General features: G+C 72.6%; 22 protein-coding genes. All 22 read right to left on the bottom strand.

The genetic code is table 11. The features are described from left to right. Positions 1 to 12: 12 nt before the first annotated feature. Positions 13 to 252 carry a hypothetical protein gene (locus IPJ95_14560; protein ID MBK7924823.1) on the bottom strand — a complete coding sequence of 80 codons (240 nt, stop codon included), beginning with the start codon at positions 250 to 252 and terminating at the stop codon, positions 13 to 15. Positions 253 to 258: 6 nt separating this feature from the next. Next, a complete protein-coding gene (locus tag IPJ95_14565; GenBank protein ID MBK7924824.1) occupies positions 259 to 591 on the bottom strand; it encodes a hypothetical protein in 333 nt (110 codons plus the stop codon). A 9-nt stretch (positions 592 to 600) separates the two neighbouring features. After that, a complete protein-coding gene (locus IPJ95_14570; protein MBK7924825.1) occupies positions 601 to 882 on the bottom strand; it encodes a hypothetical protein in 282 nt (93 codons plus the stop codon). An 11-nt stretch (positions 883 to 893) separates the two neighbouring features. Continuing rightward, positions 894 to 1,244, bottom strand: coding sequence for a hypothetical protein (locus tag IPJ95_14575; protein ID MBK7924826.1), 351 nt, complete (start codon positions 1,242 to 1,244; stop codon positions 894 to 896). Further along, the gene (locus tag IPJ95_14580; GenBank protein MBK7924827.1) at positions 1,241 to 1,606 is read right to left on the bottom strand and encodes a hypothetical protein; all 366 of its coding nucleotides are present in this window, start codon (positions 1,604 to 1,606) and stop codon (positions 1,241 to 1,243) included. Before IPJ95_14580 ends, IPJ95_14575 begins: the two co-directional genes overlap by 4 nt. Beyond that, positions 1,606 to 1,896, bottom strand: a complete 291-nt coding sequence (locus tag IPJ95_14585) for a hypothetical protein (GenBank protein ID MBK7924828.1) — start codon at positions 1,894 to 1,896, stop codon at positions 1,606 to 1,608. Before IPJ95_14585 ends, IPJ95_14580 begins: the two co-directional genes overlap by 1 nt. Continuing rightward, the gene (locus IPJ95_14590; protein ID MBK7924829.1) at positions 1,889 to 2,179 is read right to left on the bottom strand and encodes a hypothetical protein; all 291 of its coding nucleotides are present in this window, start codon (positions 2,177 to 2,179) and stop codon (positions 1,889 to 1,891) included. The genes IPJ95_14585 and IPJ95_14590 overlap by 8 nt, the downstream gene beginning before the upstream one ends. Further along, complete coding sequence (locus tag IPJ95_14595) at positions 2,179 to 2,538, bottom strand: hypothetical protein (GenBank protein ID MBK7924830.1); 360 nt, start codon at positions 2,536 to 2,538, stop codon at positions 2,179 to 2,181. Before IPJ95_14595 ends, IPJ95_14590 begins: the two co-directional genes overlap by 1 nt. Then, a complete protein-coding gene (locus IPJ95_14600) occupies positions 2,538 to 2,792 on the bottom strand; it encodes a hypothetical protein (GenBank protein ID MBK7924831.1) in 255 nt (84 codons plus the stop codon). Before IPJ95_14600 ends, IPJ95_14595 begins: the two co-directional genes overlap by 1 nt. Next, on the bottom strand, positions 2,792 to 3,040 hold the full coding sequence (locus tag IPJ95_14605) for a hypothetical protein (protein MBK7924832.1): 249 nt from the start codon (positions 3,038 to 3,040) through the stop codon (positions 2,792 to 2,794). The genes IPJ95_14600 and IPJ95_14605 overlap by 1 nt, the downstream gene beginning before the upstream one ends. Further along, a complete protein-coding gene (locus IPJ95_14610) occupies positions 3,040 to 3,363 on the bottom strand; it encodes a hypothetical protein (protein MBK7924833.1) in 324 nt (107 codons plus the stop codon). Before IPJ95_14610 ends, IPJ95_14605 begins: the two co-directional genes overlap by 1 nt. Next, the gene (locus tag IPJ95_14615; GenBank protein MBK7924834.1) at positions 3,360 to 3,623 is read right to left on the bottom strand and encodes a hypothetical protein; all 264 of its coding nucleotides are present in this window, start codon (positions 3,621 to 3,623) and stop codon (positions 3,360 to 3,362) included. The genes IPJ95_14610 and IPJ95_14615 overlap by 4 nt, the downstream gene beginning before the upstream one ends. A gap of 237 nt (positions 3,624 to 3,860) precedes the next feature. Then, positions 3,861 to 4,745, bottom strand: a complete 885-nt coding sequence (gene sdaAA / locus IPJ95_14620; GenBank protein ID MBK7924835.1) for an L-serine ammonia-lyase, iron-sulfur-dependent, subunit alpha — start codon at positions 4,743 to 4,745, stop codon at positions 3,861 to 3,863. Next, the gene (sdaAB, locus tag IPJ95_14625) at positions 4,745 to 5,410 is read right to left on the bottom strand and encodes an L-serine ammonia-lyase, iron-sulfur-dependent, subunit beta (protein MBK7924836.1); all 666 of its coding nucleotides are present in this window, start codon (positions 5,408 to 5,410) and stop codon (positions 4,745 to 4,747) included. The genes sdaAA and sdaAB overlap by 1 nt, the downstream gene beginning before the upstream one ends. A gap of 66 nt (positions 5,411 to 5,476) precedes the next feature. Next, positions 5,477 to 5,635, bottom strand: coding sequence for a hypothetical protein (locus IPJ95_14630; GenBank protein ID MBK7924837.1), 159 nt, complete (start codon positions 5,633 to 5,635; stop codon positions 5,477 to 5,479). Between the two features lie 84 nt (positions 5,636 to 5,719). Beyond that, positions 5,720 to 7,564, bottom strand: coding sequence for a protein kinase (locus IPJ95_14635; protein ID MBK7924838.1), 1,845 nt, complete (start codon positions 7,562 to 7,564; stop codon positions 5,720 to 5,722). Positions 7,565 to 7,566: 2 nt separating this feature from the next. Then, positions 7,567 to 9,822 carry a S9 family peptidase gene (locus IPJ95_14640; GenBank protein MBK7924839.1) on the bottom strand — a complete coding sequence of 752 codons (2,256 nt, stop codon included), beginning with the start codon at positions 9,820 to 9,822 and terminating at the stop codon, positions 7,567 to 7,569. 77 nt (positions 9,823 to 9,899) lie between these two features. Next, entirely contained in the window at positions 9,900 to 10,577 is a 678-nt protein-coding gene (locus IPJ95_14645) for a hypothetical protein (protein ID MBK7924840.1), read from the bottom strand. A 47-nt stretch (positions 10,578 to 10,624) separates the two neighbouring features. Next, positions 10,625 to 12,259 (bottom strand): serine/threonine protein kinase, encoded by a 1,635-nt coding sequence (locus IPJ95_14650; GenBank protein ID MBK7924841.1) that lies wholly within the window; start codon positions 12,257 to 12,259, stop codon positions 10,625 to 10,627. Positions 12,260 to 12,305: 46 nt separating this feature from the next. Then, entirely contained in the window at positions 12,306 to 15,164 is a 2,859-nt protein-coding gene (gene uvrA, locus IPJ95_14655) for an excinuclease ABC subunit UvrA (protein ID MBK7924842.1), read from the bottom strand. Between the two features lie 79 nt (positions 15,165 to 15,243). Further along, complete coding sequence (locus IPJ95_14660) at positions 15,244 to 15,636, bottom strand: hypothetical protein (GenBank protein ID MBK7924843.1); 393 nt, start codon at positions 15,634 to 15,636, stop codon at positions 15,244 to 15,246. A 1-nt stretch (position 15,637) separates the two neighbouring features. Continuing rightward, positions 15,638 to 16,414: a hypothetical protein gene (locus IPJ95_14665; protein MBK7924844.1), complete on the bottom strand. Its 777-nt coding sequence runs from the start codon at positions 16,412 to 16,414 to the stop codon at positions 15,638 to 15,640. Positions 16,415 to 16,445 lie beyond the last annotated feature (31 nt).

Genomic DNA, 16,445 nt, shown 5'->3' on the forward strand with positions numbered 1-16,445 from the left:
CGGCTCCCCAATCTAATCAGCCCTGCCCCGGCCGGGCCGGGCCCCCCGGGCCGTGCTGGCCTCCCGGAGCAGCCGCTCCAGGCGGTTCACCCGGCCCTCCAGCTCCGCCAGGTCGGCCATCAGCTGGCCGTGGGCCTGGGGGGTGCGGGCCTCGATCCAGCGGGCCACCGCGCGCCCGATCGGCCCCATGAACAGGGCCCAGGAGGCGGTGGCGCCCGCGCCGAGCAGGATCACGACCACGACGGTTTCCATCGGTCGTTACCGGGCCGCTGCCACCGGCTCGGGCGGGGTGTCCGCCGGACGGCCGGGTGCCGGCAGCCCGCGGGCGAGCATCCGTTCCGTGAAGTCCAGCCGCTCCTCCAGCTCGAGCACGCGGTGCTCCACCCCCTGCAGTTCCTCCAGGCGCTGTGCCAGACGCGCGACCTCCGCGTCCGTGCCTGCGGTCCCACCACCGAACAGGCGGCCCATGACCAGCTCCACGGACACCGTCACCGCACGACCGATGGCCCGGCCGAGCGGGCCGGTGGTGACCCCGAGCCCGATCAAGCCGACCGCCAGCCAGAATGCCAGGTCTCCAATGCCGTCGCCCATGGGCTCCTCCTAGCGGGCCGACTCGACGGGCTCGGGCGGCGTGTCCGCCTCGGGGCCCGGCAGCCCTCGTGCCAGCATGCGTTCCGTGAAGTCCAGCCGTTCTTCGAGCTCCTCCACCCGGGCTTCCATGGCCTCCAGGTGGGCCAGCCGCAGCTCGGTTTCCTCCGCATCGGCCCCAGGCGGCACGGGGCGCCGGCGCGACTCGAGGTATGATCCGAGCGCCTGGCCCACCGGGCCGAGAAACATCGCGATCCCCAAGGCGCTGAGCGCCACCCAGAATGCCCCGCTCATGGCCTCGCTCCTCAGCTCCCCGGCAGCCGCGCCTGGTCCTTCTCGCGGGCCTGGGCCAGCATGCGTTCGGTGAAGTCCAGCCGCTCCTCCAGCTCCATCACGCGCTGCTCCAGGTGGTCCACCTCGCCCATGCGCGCCTCGACGGCTTCCCACCGGCCGGAGTCCGTCGGCTCGGCCCCGAGGGCGAGGGCGCGCTTCCGGCGCCAGCCCAGCACGCCGAGAGACGAGGCGAGCAGCACCCCCATGGCGAAGTCGCTGGTCGGGCCGAGGAACATGCTGTCCACGCCGATGCCGAGCGCGAGCGTGACGGCTCCATGCACCAGCACGTCGAACCAGTCGAGCCCGAGAATCCTGTAGCTCATGGCGCCGGCCGCTCCCCGGGCAGCCGGGCCGGTTCCCGCTGCTGCGCCAGCAGCCGCTCGGCAAAGTCGAGCCGTTCCTCGAGCTCCAGCGTCCGTCCCTGGGTGGCCTCCAGCTCCGCCACCCGGTCTTCCAGGGCAAAGATCCGCTCCGCCTGCACCTCACCGGTCGTCTCCCCCGGCGCCTGCTGCAGCGCCCGCTTGCGGCGCAATCCCAGCGCCACCAGCGAGGCCGCCACCACCGTGCCGATGAGGGCCTCCGGTTGTTCCGTGGCCACGCTTCCAGCCACCACGCAGAGCGCGAAGGTCACGCCCGCGTGCAGCAGCAGGTCGAACCAGTCGAGGCCAAGCCCGCGGCGCGCCATCAGCTGCTCCCCTGCCCCGGCAGGCGACCGGCCTCCCGACCCTGGAGCAGCATGCGCTCGGCGAATTCCAGCCGTTCCTCGAGCTCAGCGGTGCGGGCCACCTGGTGCTCCAGCTCCATCAGGCGCCGCTCCAGGTCGCCGCATTCCCCAGGGCCGGTGGCCTGGCCCTCGATCCGCCGGGCCAGGGCCCGTCCAATCGGTCCCAGGGCGACGAACCCGAGGATCCCCGTGATGGCGAGGATCGTGGCCAGGTTCTCGACCAGAAGCCGGGTGATGAGCGGCTCACCCATCGTGCCCGCCGGGAAGGGCCCCGGGCTCCCGCTGCCGGGCGAGCATCCGCTCGGCAAAGTCGAGCCGTTCCTCGAGCTCGGCCACCCGATGCTGCAGCTCCTCGGCGCCCGCGGCGCGGGCCCGCAGCTCATCGAGCTCCGCCGCGATCGCCTGCAGCTCCGGACCGCTGGCCCGCTCGAGCCGGCGGGAGAAGACGTTCACCAGCCGGATCAGGGCGTAGGAGATCGTCCCCGCGCCACCGAAGGCGAGCAGGATCCCCAGGATCTTGGCGACGTCGTCCATCAGTCGCCCCGCGCCAGGCGTTCGGCCTCACGGCGCTGGGACAGCAGCCGCTCGGCGAAGTCCACCCGCTCCTCGAGTTCCAGCATCCGGTGCTGCATCCCCTCGAGCTCCGCCACGCGCTCCCGGAGCTGGTCCAGCTCGGCCCGGGTCTCCGGGTCGAGCCCGGGAGCCCGCCCCTCGAGGCGCCGGCCCAGCGCCCGCATCAGCGGGTAGAGCACGATCGCCGTGGTGGCGAGGAACCCGAGCGCGACCAGCATCGTCACGCCGGGCGGCAGCGTCATCCACGGCGGCAGGATGACCTCCGGCGACTGCACGATCACCGGCGGCATCGGGGGCAGCGGCGGCGCGGCGACCTGCATCAGGCCTCCCCGCCGGGCAGCTGCCCGGCTTCCCGCCCGCGGGCCAGGAGCCGCTCGGCGAAGTCCATGCGCTCCTGCAGGTCGGCCACCTCGGTGCGCAGCCGGTCCACTTCCTCGAGCAACCCCGGGTCCTGGGCGGCCTCGGCGTGCACCCCGCGGATCCGGTCGGCGATGGCGTGGCCGATCTCGGTCTTGGAGAGCAGGAACAGCATCCCGCCGCCGAAGAAGATCAGGATGAACAGGACGCCTTCCATCAGTGACCTCCCGGCAACTGGCCCTCTTCGCGGCGCTGCGCCAGCAGCCGCTCGGTGAAGTCCACCCGCTCGTGCAGCTCCGACAGCTCCCCGCGCACCCGTTCCAGCTCCTCGTACAGCGCCTGGTCGGGTTCCTGGGGAGCCTGGCCGCGGATCCGGTCGGCGATGGCGCGCCCCACCGGGCTGAACGAGATGGCGATCAGCGTGCCGCCGCCGAAGATCAGGATGAGCGCCAGAATGTCTTCCATCAGCCCCCCGGCAGCTGTTCCGGCGCGCGCTGGCGCGCCAGCAAGCGTTCCGTGAAGTCCAGCCGTTCCTGGGTCTCCATCAGCTGGTGACGGAGCTCCTCCATGCCGGCCCGCAGGTCGTCCACCTCGCCCCGCAGGGCGTCGCCGTCTGCCCCGCCCCCGCCGATCCGCCGCGCGAATGCCTGCGCGATCGGCCCAAGGATCTTGACCGCCGTGTAGCCGAGGATCCCCATGATCGGGATCGCCCCACCGATGATGGCGAGCAGCTGCCCCACGCTCGGGCCGTCGTTCACTCCCTGCACCAGGACCAGGGCTGCGGTCAATGCACGTCCTCGCGTTCGGCCTGACCCCGGGTCAGGAGGCGCTCGGTGAAATCCACCCGTTCCTGCGTCTCGGCCAGCGCCTGCTGCAGGCCATCCACCTGCTCGCGCAGCGCGGCGAGTTCCTCCTCCACCTGGGGCGAGAGCGTCACGCCCTTGTAGCGCGCCCGGAGCCCCTGCACGATGGCCCAGGCGATCACCCCGGTGGTGATGATGCCGGTCAGCATCCCGGCGATGGCGACGATGGCCTGTCCCGGATCCATGCGACTATCCCCGCGGCAGCTGGTCGTGCGTGAAAACCTTGCCGATCTCGGACCGGGAGGGGAACACCAGTCCGTCCATGACGAAGAAGCCGATGGGAATCAGCACTTCCGCGCCGCTCATCCAGCCTCCTTGCGCCAGCCGTGTCTCGGATCACCCGGGGCGGGACCGTCCCCGTGGTCTGGCCACGTACGGACGCATGTTTCAACTTGTTTCATGCCGCAGAACCCCAGTCGGGGCTAGGGCTCGGGCGACCGCTTGAGCTGGACCAGGCGCTCCCGGGCCAGGCGTCGGCCCGTGGGGGTGGCGGCGAGTCCACCCCCGGCGGTCTCCCGGTAGCGGACATCCATCGACCGGCCAATCTCGCCCATGGTGTCGATGACTTCATCGACCGGGATCGGGAACCGCACCCCGGCCAGGGCCATCTCGATCCCCGCCAGGGCGATGGCTCCCCCCGTGGCATTCCGGTATACGCAGGGCACCTCCACCAGCCCGCCGAGCGGATCGCAGACCAGGCCGAGCGTGCCCTGCAGGGTGAGCGCGGCGGCGTGCGCCGCCACCGTGGGCGAACCACCCAGCAGCTCCACGCCGGCCGCCGCCGCCATGGCCGCCGCGGCGCCGGTCTCCGCCTGGCATCCTCCCTCGGCCCCGGAGAGGGAGGCCCGGTGCGCCACGACGGCGCCGACCAGTCCCGCGGTGGCCAGGGCGCGCACCAGGGCGGCGTCGGTCACCGGGCGGTGCTTGGCCAGACCCAGCAGGACGCCCGGCAGGACCCCCGCCCCGCCGGCCGTGGGGGCGGCGACGATCACCCCCATCGCCGCGTTCACCTCCTGCACCGCGAGGGCGGAGGCGAGCACGTCGGTGAAGACGGTGCCGGCGAGCGGTCCCACCGGGCGGGTGAGCAGGGCGGCGTCGCCACCCACCAGCCCGCTCACGCTGCGGAGGTCGCCGGGGAGGCCCCGTTCGATGGCGTGCCGCATGACCGCCAGAGCCCGGGTGAGCGCGCTCTCGATCTCCTCCCGGGTGCGCAGCCCCGCCTCGGCCTCGAGCCGCAGCCCCAGCTCGCCGAGCGAGATGCCATCCTGCTCGGCCCGCCGGACCAGGTCCCCCAGCGACTCGAACATCAGGCGATCCTCGCGAGGGCGCGGAGCTGGCTCACCGCCGGGAGCGCGCGGATGACGCCCAGCGTCTCGGGGTGCGGCGGGTGGTCCAGCTCGTAGATATGGATCGCCTCCCCGCCCTTCTGGCGCCGGGACACCTTGATGGTCGCGATGTTCTCGCCCTGGCGCGCGAGGGCACTGGTGACCGCGGCGACGATCCCGGGGACGTCCTGCGCCACGAATACGATGGTCGGCAGGGTGCCGTTCACCTCGACGGGGAAGCCGTCGATCTCCGTGATCTGGATCCGCCCGGCACCAAGGGAGGAGCCGGTGACCACCGCCTGGTGCTGGTCGCGCCGGAGCGTGATGCGGGTGGTGTTGGGGTGGGGTTCCCCGTGCAGCTTGGTGTTGCGGAAGCTGACCTGCAAGCCGGCCGCCGCCGCGAGGTCGATGCTCTCCCGCAGGCGCTCGTCGTCGGGGAAGAAGCCGAGGAGGCCCCCGGCGATGGCGCGATCGGTGCCGTGACCGGTGCCGGTGCGGGCAAAGGAGCCGTGCAGCTCCACCTCGGCGCTGTCGGGCTGGCCTCCGATGAGGCCACGGGCGAAGAGGCCGATCCGGCAGGCACCGGCGGTATGGGATGACGAGGGCCCCACCATGACCGGGCCGATGATATCGAGCAGGGAGATCATGGCGGGGAAGTTACGGCATACGTGGTACGGGGAACAGGGAATGCCCCGACCCGCACCCCGGTCGGCCTAGAGGAGCTCGACCTGCCGGATCACGCCAAGACTCAGCGCGATCTCCGTGGTGTCGTCGCCCGAGGGGTGGAGGTAGACCTCGTGGGCCGTGACGTGGGTGTCCACGCTCGTCGGAATACCGGTCACTTCCTGGCCGTCCCGGGTGACGATCCGCACCGGCAGCTCGTTGCTGCCGGCGTAGCCGAGGACGGCGACGATCTGTTCGTAGTCCAGGGGGGCCTCCCGCGCGCGGGGGTCGCGCTACCCGATGGCGGCGATGACGCCGCCCATGCCGCCGTCGTCGCTGGGAGGCCGGTATACCGGGCCCTGATCCATCGGGGGCATGACCCCGAAGACGCTCTGGGATCGGAGGACCCCCTCGACGGACCCGAGCAGCCCTTCCAGCTCCTCCGTGGCCTTGCGGAGCGCATAGCGGTACAGCCAGCGGTACCAGAGCAGGCTGCCGCCGCCCATCGCGGCCGCGGCCGCCACTCCCGGGAGGAACGCCAGCATGCCCAGCGCCATGCCAGTGGCCCCCGCAGCGGTGCCGACCGTGCCGCCGGTGGCGGCCAGCGCGGCGGCGATCCAGCCATCAGCCTTGAGGTTCTTCCGCAGGCCGGAGCGGAGGTCGCCGTAGATGGTGACCTCGCAGCCACCGCCGGCCGGCAGCGGGCGCAGGGTGACGTTGAGCTGGAAGAGCTCCAGCTGGTACATCCGATAGGTGAAGGGCGTGTAGGACTCGGTGGACCCGGCGACCATGGTCTTCATCATGTTCGGGACGCTGAACACCAGCACGCCGCCATCGAGCGGGTGCCCCCCGACCGTGTCCCGCAGGCTCATCAGGTAGGGCCGCGCGGGGCACACGCGGCCGATGGCCTCGAGCACCGAGCGGGGCGTGCCGCGGATCACCCGCGACACCGAGAGGCTGCGCTCGCTGGTGCCCAGGAGCCGGGTCGTGAGCCGATCCTGCCGGGTGCCGGTCACGGCCACGGCGGGCGCATTGGGTGCCGGCTGCTCCGCCAGCGCCAGGGCCACGAACTCCGGGGCGATCCCGACCTCCTGCGCGGCCGCCTCGACGTCGCGCAGGCGGTAGCCGCCGGTGGGCAGCGCGCTGGTGATGCCCGTCAGGCCGGTGCCCTGACGGGAGCGCTGCTCCAGGCGGGTGGCCGCATCGGCCTGCAGCTGCGCGGCGCGGAGCCAGATGGCTTCGGCGCGTTCAATGGGGATGATCCGGTCGGGCGTGGTCCCCGCGGAAGCCGGCCCCACCTTCTCAATGGCCCGTCCCAGCGTCTCGGCGAGTTCCTCGCCGGTGGCAAAGCGCTCGGCGGGGTTCTTGCGCAGGCAGCGATCGATGACCTCGACCAGCGGGCGGGGCACCCCGGGCGCCACCGACGCGAGGGACGGGGCGGTCCGGGAGGCGACCGCGAGCAGCACCGCCGCCGGGTTGTCCCCCTCGAAGGGCAGCCGGCCGGAGAGGGCGTAGTATCCCACCACGCCAAGCGAATAGAGGTCGCTCCGGCCGTCCAGCGGCTCACCGTTGGCCTGCTCGGGGCTCATGTAGTGCACGGTGCCCACGAGCTCGCCCGCCTGGGTGAGCCCGGCGGCGTGGGTATCGCGGGCGATGCCGAAGTCCGTCACCACCGCGCGCCCGCTGCCGCGCTCCACCATGATGTTCGGGGCCTTGATGTCGCGGTGCACCACCCCGCGCAGGTGGGCGTACGCCAGTGCCCAGGCCGCCTCGCGCAGCAGCCGCACCACCTCCACGGCCGGCAGCGGGCCCCGGTCCCGGACCCGCTCGGCGAGGTTCTCGCCTTCGATGAAGGCCATGACGAAGTAGGCGCAGCCGTTGGCCTCCTCCGCCCGGTAGATCGGCACGATGTGCGGGTGGGAGAGCTGGGCCGCGGTCCGCGCCTCGCGCAGGAAGCGCTCCCGCACCGTGGCGTCGCCGGTCAGGTGCGGGGGGAGCACCTTGATGGCCACCGGGCGCTCCAGCCGGAGCTCCCGGGCCAGGTACACCACGCCCATGCCGCCGCGACCGAGCTCCCGCTCGATCTGGTAGCTGCCGGCGAGCAGGGGTTCCAGCGCGGCGCGGACGGGATCGGTCATGGTCAGTTGGTGAGCGGGCCGGGGGCGCCGGCCGGGAGCGCCCGGGGGGGACCCAGCGTCTCGTCGATGAAGTTGGTGATCAGGGTGCGCAGGTGCAGCGTGGTGTTGCCCCCGAAGATCCCGTGGTTGCGGTTGGGGTAGGCCATGAAGTCAAAGGACTTGTTGGCCGCGACCAGGCGGTTGAGCAGGTTCTCCGAGTTCTGGTAGTGCACGTTGTCGTCCCCGGTGCCGTGCACCAGGAGCAGGCGTCCCCGCATCCGGTCCACGTAGCTGAGCGGCGAGCCCTTGTCGTAGCCGGCCGCGTTGTCCTGCGGCAGGCCGTTGTAGCGCTCGGTGTAGATGTTGTCGTAGAACTTCCAGTGGGTCACCGGCGCCACCGCCACGGCCATGCTGTAGACGTCGGGGGCCTGGAACAGCCCGTTGAGGCTCATGAACCCGCCGTAGCTCCAGCCGAAGACGCCCATGCGGGTGGAATCGACGAAGGCCCAGCGCCCGATGGCTCGCGCCGCGGCGGCCTGGTCCTGGGTCTCCACCACCCCCAGCTGGCGGTAGACGATCTTGCGCCAGGCCCGCCCGCGCATGCCCGTGCCGCGGTTGTCGATGCTCGCGACGATGTACCCCTTCTGGGTGAGCAGCAGGTTCCAGAGGTAGTTGGTGCCGCCCCAGCTGTCGAGCACGGTCTGCGACCCCGGCCCGCCGTAGTTGGAGAAGAACACGGGATACTTCCGCGCGGGGTCGAAGTCGACCGGCTTCATCATCCAGCCGTTGAGCCGGAGGCCGTCGCCGATGTCCACCTGGAAGAACTCCGCCGGGCCCTTGCGCAGGGCCGCGACGCGCTCCGTGAGCTGGGCATTGGCCACCAGTGTCCGCAGCGGGCGATGCGCCGGCAGGGTCACCAGTTCCGTCACCGGCGGGACCCCGAAGCGCGACCAGGTGTGGAAGGCCACCCGGGCATCGGGCGCGATGTTGTAGGCGTGGGTGCCGGCCTGGTCGGCAGGCGTCACCCGCTCGGCCTCCCCGCGGCCATCCAGCCGGGCCCGGTAGAGGTAGCGCTGGGTCGGATTGCCGGGCGAGGCGATGTAGTAGAGCCAGCCGCCCACGGTGTCCACCGCGGCCTGGCTGGCGACGTCGTACTCGCCGGGCGTGAGCGGGGTGAGCCGGGCACTGTCGCGGGACACCCGGTAGACGTGGCGCCAGCCGTCGCGCTCGCTCTCCCACAGGAAGCTGCGCCCGCCATCGAGCCAGGGCGTCTCGTCGGGGAAGTCCACCCAGGCGCTGTCCCGCTCCTCGAGGAGCGGCCGCACGCTGCCGTCACGACGCGCGCCGAGGTATACGAGATCGGTGTTCTGCAGCCGGTTGAGCTGCTGGATCACCACCTCGTCGCTCGACGCCGCCCACTCCATGCGCGTCAGGTAGTGGTTGCGCGGGTCGCCGGGGATCCGGAACCAGGTGGTGCGGCCACCGGCCGCCGGCACCACGCCCACCCGCGCGGCGGAGTTGGACTCGCCGGCCTTGGGGTACTGGATCTCGATCGCCTGGGCGTAGAGCGAATCGGTGTCATTGATGAGCGTGAAATTGCGCACGCTGTCGGCGTTGAGCTGCCAGAAAGCGATGCTGCGGCCGTCGGGGCTCCAGCGCCAGCCGTCGCGCAGGTCCAGCTCTTCCTCGTACACCCAGTCGAAGGTGCCGTTGATGATCGTGCGTGACCCGTCCCGGGTGAGCTGCACCACCCGGCCGGTGGCGAGCTGCTCCACGTAGAGGTTGTTCTCCCGGACGTAGGCCACCCGGCCGCCGTCCGGGGAGAACTTGGCGAACATCAGCGTGGACGGCCTGGCCCGCGGCCCGCCCAGCTTGCGCAGGCGCCAGGTGCGGAGGTCGAGGGTCCAGTAGTCGCCCCGGGTGTTCTGCCGCCACACGGGGGCGCTGTTGGTGAAGACCAGGAGCTGCCGCTCGTCGGCCGACCAGAGGTAGTTCTCGACCGTGAGCGGGACGCTGTCGCCCCGCGGGACCAGGCGGGTGGCCGGCACCAGGACGGTCCGCACCCCGGTTTCCACGTCGTAGCGGACCAGGTCCTGTCCCCCCTTCCCCTCGCGGGAGCGCTCCAGGGTGGTGTAGGCCGCGCCACGGGCGAGCCACCGCGCCGGGCCGAAGAACTCGGGCCGGAAGTCGCCGGAGGCGTACACCCGCTCGATGGTGAGCAGGCTGGGGTCGGCGGCCTGGCCGGGGAGCGCCCGGACCGGGAGCAGCACCAGGGCCAGGACCGCGAGGAAACAGCGAAGGGAGCGGGACGTCCGCACGGGCACCTCGGTTCGGGGGAACGGCACGCGCGTCCCGGTCAGGGGCGCGCCTCGTCCACCGCCCGGCTGGCCGGCACGATGTCGAGCTCGGCCAGCAGGGGATCGGTGGACGTACTGAGCAGGTGGGCCAGCACCTCGAGGGTACTCACCTCGACCGACACCTGTCCGGCGCCCGGTGTCTGCTGGTACCGGGCCCGGAACGACTCGAGCTCCCGCAGGCTCAGGAATCCCGGCACCACGGTCCGCCCATTCTGGGTGTAGGTGAGGTACCCGCCATCGGCCGCCTTGGCCATGAAGACCGGGGTGCCCGGCAGTTCGGTCGGCTTGCCCTGCGCCGCGAGCACGCGGGTGGCGGCGGCGACCTCATCGGGGTCGGGCACGTAGGCGTACTCGACCGGCTGGCCGGTCGTGAAGAGGCGCAGCGTGTTGCCGAGAGACGCGGCGCGGATCACCACCTGCCGGGCCAGGTCCGGCCGTTGCCGCTGCAGGTTGGCGAGGAAGCCGTTGGCGGTGCCCCGCCGCAGGAAGAGCCCCACGACCGGCTTGCCGCCGCCCGGCGGGGTAGCCACCACCGGCGTCCCCCTGGCGTCCATGGCTATGAACACGGGCACGTCGCGCAGCACCTCGATGGCGCGCCCGGGGGAACTCGGGCCCTGGGCCGAGAGGGGGCACGCCACCAGGGCGGCCAGCAGGAGCAGACGGGAGGAGGGCTGCACGATCTTCCTGTAGGACGGGTGGAGGCCGGGCCGGGTTCCAGTCAAAGCTAGCGGCCCGGGCCGCCGCCGGCCTCCCGCCACTGTTCAAGGTCGGAGACCCGGGACTCCAGCCGGGCCAGCCGGTCCTCGCCAGCGGCGGGCGCGGTCGCAGCCGCACGAGCCGCCGGCGGCGGCACCGGGCGGCTGGAGGGGGGGAGGGTCACGCCGCCCGGCGGCCGCGGTCCCCGGCCTCCCGCCGCCGCGAGGATGGCGCGGCCGGGCGCCCCGGCCCAGAACAGCCGGAAGAGCCGCTCGCCGATCGGCGCCCGGAGCGGGCTGCGCAGGATCCCGATGATCGCCAGCCCCCGCATCACGTAGGCAGATACGATGATGAACACACCCGGGCGCGACACCTCGAACCACCCCGGCCGCACCTCGGTGCGCATCGCCGCCTTGACCCACCACTGCAGCGCGAAGGTCGCGGCGAACATGGCCACCAGGATGACGAGCTGCCGGCGCCGGCGGGCCACCACGGCGTTGTCCGTGCGCAGCTGGGCCCGCTCCGCCTCGCGTTCGGCCAGGATGGCGCGGAATCCCGCCTGGATGTCCGCGACGTCGAAGCCGCGCTGCCGCAGGCGCCGGGCCTGCTGGACCGTCTGGGCCAGCCGGCCCCACACCACCGCCGCGAACATCACTACCGGCAGCACTACGTCGAGATCGCCGCCGTAGACCTGCCCGAGCACCTGGAGCAGCAGCCAGCCGATGATGATGGCCCCCACCAGGATCAGCGAGGCCTGCCCAGCGTCCTGGGCGAACAGCCGCACCGGGAGGGGCACCTCCGGCCCGGCCAGCTGCGCCGTCTCCAGCGCCTCGACCAGCGCCTCGGCGGTGGCAAAGCGCTCCGCCGCCTCCTTGCGCACCAGCCGGTCGATGGCCGCGGCGAGCGCGGCGGGGATGTCGGGCCGGAGCGACGCGATCGGGGGCGCCGGCTCGGTGAGCTGCTTGACCAGCAGCTGCTGGGTGGAGGTGCCGGTGAACACCGGCGTGCCGGTCAGGGCGAAGTAGGCGGTGAGCCCCAGGGCATAGAGGTCGCTCCGGCCGTCCACGGTGTCCCCGGACGCCTGCTCGGGACTCATGAACTCCGGGGTCCCGACCACCTCACCCACCCGGGTGAGGCCCGGCCGGGCGGCCACCGGCGCGATCTCCCGCGCGATGCCGAAGTCGGTGACCAGCGCGCGCCCGGTGGCCCGCTCGATCAGGATGTTGTCGGGCTTGATGTCGCGGTGCACCACCCCGCGGCCGTGGGCGTAGGCCAGCGCGTAGGCGGCGTCCTGGAGCAGGCGCACGACCTCCCGCACGGTAAGCGGCCCGCTCCGGCGCACCCGCCCCGTGAGCGATTCTCCCTCGACGAAGCCCATGGCGAAGGCCAGCAGCCCCGCCCGTTCCTCGACGGCATGCACCGGGACGATGTTGGGATGGGAGAACGACGCGGCGGTGCGGGTCTCGCGCAGGAACCGCTCGCGCAACTCGGCATTCGCGGCGAGCTCCGCGGGGAGCACCTTGAGCGCCACGGGCCGGTCGAGCTGGCGGTCGCGGGCCAGGTACACCACCCCCATCCCGCCGCGGCCCAGCTCCCGCTCGAACGCGTAGCGCTCGCCCAGCTGGGCGCGGAGGTCGGCGAGGGCGTCGATGGGGGTGGTCACCAGGCGGAAGGTACAGCGCGCGGGGCGGTGCCCGCGAGCCCGTGGCTCAGACCCCGATCCCGAGGGTCCGGCGGAGGAACGCCCCGGTGTGGCTCTCCGGCGCCCGGGCCACCTCTTCCGGGGTACCGGCCGCCACGATGGCGCCGCCCCGCTGGCCCCCCTCGGGGCCCAGGTCGATGATCCAGTCGGCGGTCTTGATGACGTCGAGGTTGTGCTCGATCACGAGGACGCTGTTGCCCTTGTCGACCAGCCGGTGCAGCACCTCGAGCAGCAGCCGCACGTCCTCGAAGTGGAGCCCGGTGGTGGGCTCGTCGAGGATGTAGAGGGTGCGCCCGGTGTCCCGCTTGGCGAGCTCGGTGGCGAGCTTCACCCGCTGCGCCTCGCCGCCGGAGAGCGTGGTGGCCGCCTGGCCCAGGTGGATGTACCCGAGCCCGACGTCGTTGAGCAGCTCGAGCTTTTCGGCGATGCGGCGCTGGGCCTCGAAGAACTCGAGCCCGTCGCCCACGGTGAGGTCCAGCACCTCCGCGATGCTGCGGCCCCGGTAGCGGACCTCCAGCGTCTCCCGGTTGTAGCGCTTGCCCTTGCACACCTCGCACGGCACGTAGACGTCCGGCAGGAAGTGCATCTCGATCTTGACCAGCCCGTCGCCCTCGCAGGCCTCGCAGCGCCCCCCCTTCACGTTGAAGGAGAAGCGCCCCGGCCCGTAGCCGCGGAGCTTGGCCTCCGGCAGCTGCGTGAACAGCTCGCGGATCGGGGTGAACAGCCCGGTGTAGGTGGCCGGGTTGCTGCGCGGGGTGCGGCCGATCGGGCTCTGGTCGATGTCGATGACCTTGTCGAGGAAGTCGAGTCCCTCGAGGGCGGTGTGGGCGCCGGGGATGACCTTGGCGCGGTAGAAGTGCCGCGCCAGCGCGGCGTACAGGATGTCCGTGACCAGGGTGGACTTCCCCGAGCCGGACACGCCGGTGACGGCCACGAACCGGCCGAGCGGGATGTCGACGTCCAGGTTGCGGAGGTTGTTGGCCCGGGCGCCGGTGAGCCGGAGGCGGCGGCCCGGATCCCCGGCGCGCCGCCGGGGCGGGATGGGAATGCGCAACTCGTTGCGCAGGTAGCGGCCGGTGAGCGAGTCGCGATGGGCCAGGACGTCGTCCACCGTGCCCTCCACCACCACCTCGCCGCCGAAGCGGCCGGCCCGCGGCCCGAGGTCCACCACGTGGTCGGCGGCGCGGATGGTGTCCTCGTCGTGCTCCACCACCAGCACGGTGTTGCCAAGGTCGCGGAGGTCGCGCAGCGTGGCGAGCAGCCGCTCGTTGTCCCGCTGGTGCAGGCCGATGCTGGGCTCGTCGAGCACGTAGAGCACGCCGGTGAGCCGGCTGCCGATCTGGGTGGCCAGGCGGATCCGCTGGGCCTCGCCCCCCGAGAGCGAACCCGCCGAGCGGCCGAGGGTGAGGTAGTCGAGGCCCACGTCGCGCAGGAAGCGCAGCCGGTCGCAGACTTCCTTGAGGATGGGGCCGGCGATCTCGGGGTCCAGCCCGGCGCCCCCGTCGCGCCGGATCGGCAGCCCCGCAAAGAACTCGTACGCCTCCGACACCGGCAGGTCCACGATCTCGCCGATGCCCCGGCCCGCCAGGTGCACGGCGAGGCTCTCCGGCTTGAGCCGCTTGCCGCCGCAGGCGCGGCACGGCTCCTCCACCATGAACTGGTCGAGCTGGGTGCGCACCGCGTCGCTGGAGCTCTCCCGGTAGCGGCGGGAGACGTTGGCGACGATGCCCTCCCACTCGCTCTCGTAGTCGTCCCGGGCCCGGGCGCCCTCCACCTGGTACTTGAGCTTCTTGCCGGGCGCGCCGTGCAGCAGCGCGTGTTTCGCGGCGGCGCTGTGGTCCCGCCACGGGGCGGCGAGGTCGAACTTGAAGGTCTTTGCCAGGGTCGGGAGCACGACCTTCCGCAGGTAGCCGGTGGGCTCCCCCCAGGGGAGCACCACGCCCTCGAGGATGGAGATGCTGCCGTCGCCCAGGATCAGCTCGGCGTTCACCTCGCGCCGCACCCCGACGCCGTGACACTCGCCGCAGGCGCCGAAGGGGGAGTTGAACGAGAACTGCCGCGGCTCCAGCTCGGGCAGCGACAGGCCGCAGGTGGGGCAGGCGAAGCGCTCCGAGAAGGTCACCGGCACCGGGCGCCCGCCCCGCGCGGCGTGGCGCATCACCTCGACCATGCCGTCGGCCACCTTGAGCGCCGTCTCGATCGAGTCGGCCAGCCGGCCGCGGTCCGCGGGGCGCACCACCAGCCGGTCCACCACCACCGCCACGTCGTGATTCTGGCGCCGGTTGAGGGTGGGCACGTCGTTCACGTCGTACGTCTCGCCGTCCACCCGGACCCGCACGAAGCCGCGCTTCTGCACGTCCTCGAACAGGTCGCGGAACTCGCCCTTGCGGCCCCGGACCAGCGGCGCGAGCACCTCGATGCGGGTCTCCTCCGGCCAGCCAAGGATGGTGTCCGTGATCTGGGTGGCGCTGGAGCGCTCGATCGGGCTGCCGTCGTTGGGACAATGCGGCACGCCCACCCGCGCCCACAGCAGGCGCAGGTAGTCGTAGATCTCGGTGACGGTGCCGACGGTGGAGCGGGGGTTGTGGCCGGCGGTCTTCTGCTCGATGGCGATCGCGGGCGAGAGGCCCTCGATGGCGTCGACGTCCGGCTTCTCCATCAGGCCGAGGAACTGGCGGGCGTACGCCGAGAGCGACTCGACGTAGCGCCGCTGCCCCTCGGCGTAGATGGTGTCGAACGCGAGCGACGACTTGCCCGAGCCCGAGAGCCCGGTGATCACGGTCAGCCGGTCGCGCGGGATGCGGACCGAGACGTTCTTGAGGTTGTGCTCGCGGGCGCCGCGGACGACGAGGTATTCCTGGGCCATAAGCAGGGGAACGTACCCGCGGCGGGAGGGGGATTCAATCCTCGGAAATCCCCCGCAGCGGCGGGTGTCCCCGGGCGGCCTACCCCGCGCGCGTCAGCTGGTACACCACGCCGACGGCGTAGAGCAGCAGCGGCCAGTGGCCCAGCGCCCAGCGCACCCCCTCCCGGACCCGCCGGCCGGCGCGCGCCCAGGCCAGGTGGGCCCCCGCCGCGCCGAGCCCGAACGCCAGCAGGTAGATCGGAATGCTCAGCGGCCCGAGCCTCTCCGTGGGCAGGCGCGAGAACAGCGCCAGCATCAGGACGATCCCGACGGCACTGAGCGCGTACACGACCAGCCGTCCGGCGGTGAAGCGCGCCCGGCTCGAGAGGTCCAGCTCCTCGGCCAGCAGCAGTTCGTCCTCGAGCTCCGCCAGCTCCGTGTCGCTGAACTGGGTAAGGTCCTCATCGCGCAGGGTGCCGATCTCGAAGGCCATGCTAGCCCCCCGCCCGCAGGCAGAGGACCGCCCGCGTCTCGGTGGGACGGGTCGCGCCCGAGACGCCCACACCGGGCTTCTGTCCGTCGCCGACCTGCAGCCCCATCCCGCCCTGGGTCCAGACGTAGAACAGCGACCCGACGTCGGGCCACCGGCTCAGCTCGGGCAGCGCGCCGAGCCCCGCCGGCAGCGACCACCCCGGGCCGAGGGCACCACACCATTCCCGGGCCTCCGCGAAGGTCCCGCGCCGGACGAAGCCGCTGTCCGAGAGGAGCACCCAGTGCGGGTCGACGGCCGCGGCGGAGTCCACCGGGGTGCGCCGGCCGCGCGCGCGGGCGTCGATGGCGGCGTTCTGCCGGTCCACCCAGCCCCCGACCCAGCCACGGACCCCGCGGGTGAGCGCCGCATCCGGTGCCGCCTGCCCCACCACCACGACCAGCACCAGGACCGCCGCGCCGACCAGCCCCACCAGGTTCCAGGTCTTGCGCACCCGCTCCCGGATCCGGCGCCACAGCAGGTCGGTGTAGTGGTCGGCCACGCCGATGGCGATCGCCGCCGCGGGCACCTGGAACACCGAGGTGCCGAACAGCGCCCGGACCAGGCCGGCGGCCACGCCCATGGCGCCGAAGCGGAGGACCAGCCGGGTGAGATTGGTCGCGGAGAAGATCCCCACCCGCCGCGAGGGGTTGCGCCGGAACTCGAGCAGCTCGCGGACGCGCTCCAGCCGCGCCACCCGTTCGGGCGAGGGCGAACTGACGATCCGGGGCGGCGGGGGCATGGCCGCAAGGTAGGCGGCAGGGTGGAGGCGT

Source organism: Gemmatimonadota bacterium (assembly GCA_016713785.1).
GTDB lineage: Bacteria > Gemmatimonadota > Gemmatimonadetes > Gemmatimonadales > GWC2-71-9 > JADJOM01.

Excerpts from the sequence above, each read along its gene's own strand:
- IPJ95_14585 (MBK7924828.1), bottom strand. The coding sequence starts at position 1,896 with ATGGGTGAGCCGCTCATCACCCGGCTTCTGGTCGAGAACCTGGCCACG.
- IPJ95_14660 (MBK7924843.1), bottom strand. The coding sequence starts at position 15,636 with ATGGCCTTCGAGATCGGCACCCTGCGCGATGAGGACCTTACCCAGTTC.
- IPJ95_14635 (MBK7924838.1), bottom strand. The coding sequence starts at position 7,564 with ATGACCGATCCCGTCCGCGCCGCGCTGGAACCCCTGCTCGCCGGCAGC.
- IPJ95_14615 (MBK7924834.1), bottom strand. The coding sequence starts at position 3,623 with ATGGATCCGGGACAGGCCATCGTCGCCATCGCCGGGATGCTGACCGGC.
- IPJ95_14605 (MBK7924832.1), bottom strand. The coding sequence starts at position 3,040 with ATGGAAGACATTCTGGCGCTCATCCTGATCTTCGGCGGCGGCACGCTG.
- IPJ95_14580 (MBK7924827.1), bottom strand. The coding sequence starts at position 1,606 with ATGGCGCGCCGCGGGCTTGGCCTCGACTGGTTCGACCTGCTGCTGCAC.
- IPJ95_14575 (MBK7924826.1), bottom strand. The coding sequence starts at position 1,244 with ATGAGCTACAGGATTCTCGGGCTCGACTGGTTCGACGTGCTGGTGCAT.
- sdaAA (MBK7924835.1), bottom strand. The coding sequence starts at position 4,745 with ATGTTCGAGTCGCTGGGGGACCTGGTCCGGCGGGCCGAGCAGGATGGC.
- uvrA (MBK7924842.1), bottom strand. The coding sequence starts at position 15,164 with ATGGCCCAGGAATACCTCGTCGTCCGCGGCGCCCGCGAGCACAACCTC.
- IPJ95_14565 (MBK7924824.1), bottom strand. The coding sequence starts at position 591 with ATGGGCGACGGCATTGGAGACCTGGCATTCTGGCTGGCGGTCGGCTTG.
- IPJ95_14600 (MBK7924831.1), bottom strand. The coding sequence starts at position 2,792 with ATGGAAGGCGTCCTGTTCATCCTGATCTTCTTCGGCGGCGGGATGCTG.
- IPJ95_14590 (MBK7924829.1), bottom strand. The coding sequence starts at position 2,179 with ATGGACGACGTCGCCAAGATCCTGGGGATCCTGCTCGCCTTCGGTGGC.
- IPJ95_14560 (MBK7924823.1), bottom strand. The coding sequence starts at position 252 with ATGGAAACCGTCGTGGTCGTGATCCTGCTCGGCGCGGGCGCCACCGCC.
- IPJ95_14570 (MBK7924825.1), bottom strand. The coding sequence starts at position 882 with ATGAGCGGGGCATTCTGGGTGGCGCTCAGCGCCTTGGGGATCGCGATG.
- sdaAB (MBK7924836.1), bottom strand. The coding sequence starts at position 5,410 with ATGATCTCCCTGCTCGATATCATCGGCCCGGTCATGGTGGGGCCCTCG.
- IPJ95_14665 (MBK7924844.1), bottom strand. The coding sequence starts at position 16,414 with ATGCCCCCGCCGCCCCGGATCGTCAGTTCGCCCTCGCCCGAACGGGTG.
- IPJ95_14595 (MBK7924830.1), bottom strand. The coding sequence starts at position 2,538 with ATGCAGGTCGCCGCGCCGCCGCTGCCCCCGATGCCGCCGGTGATCGTG.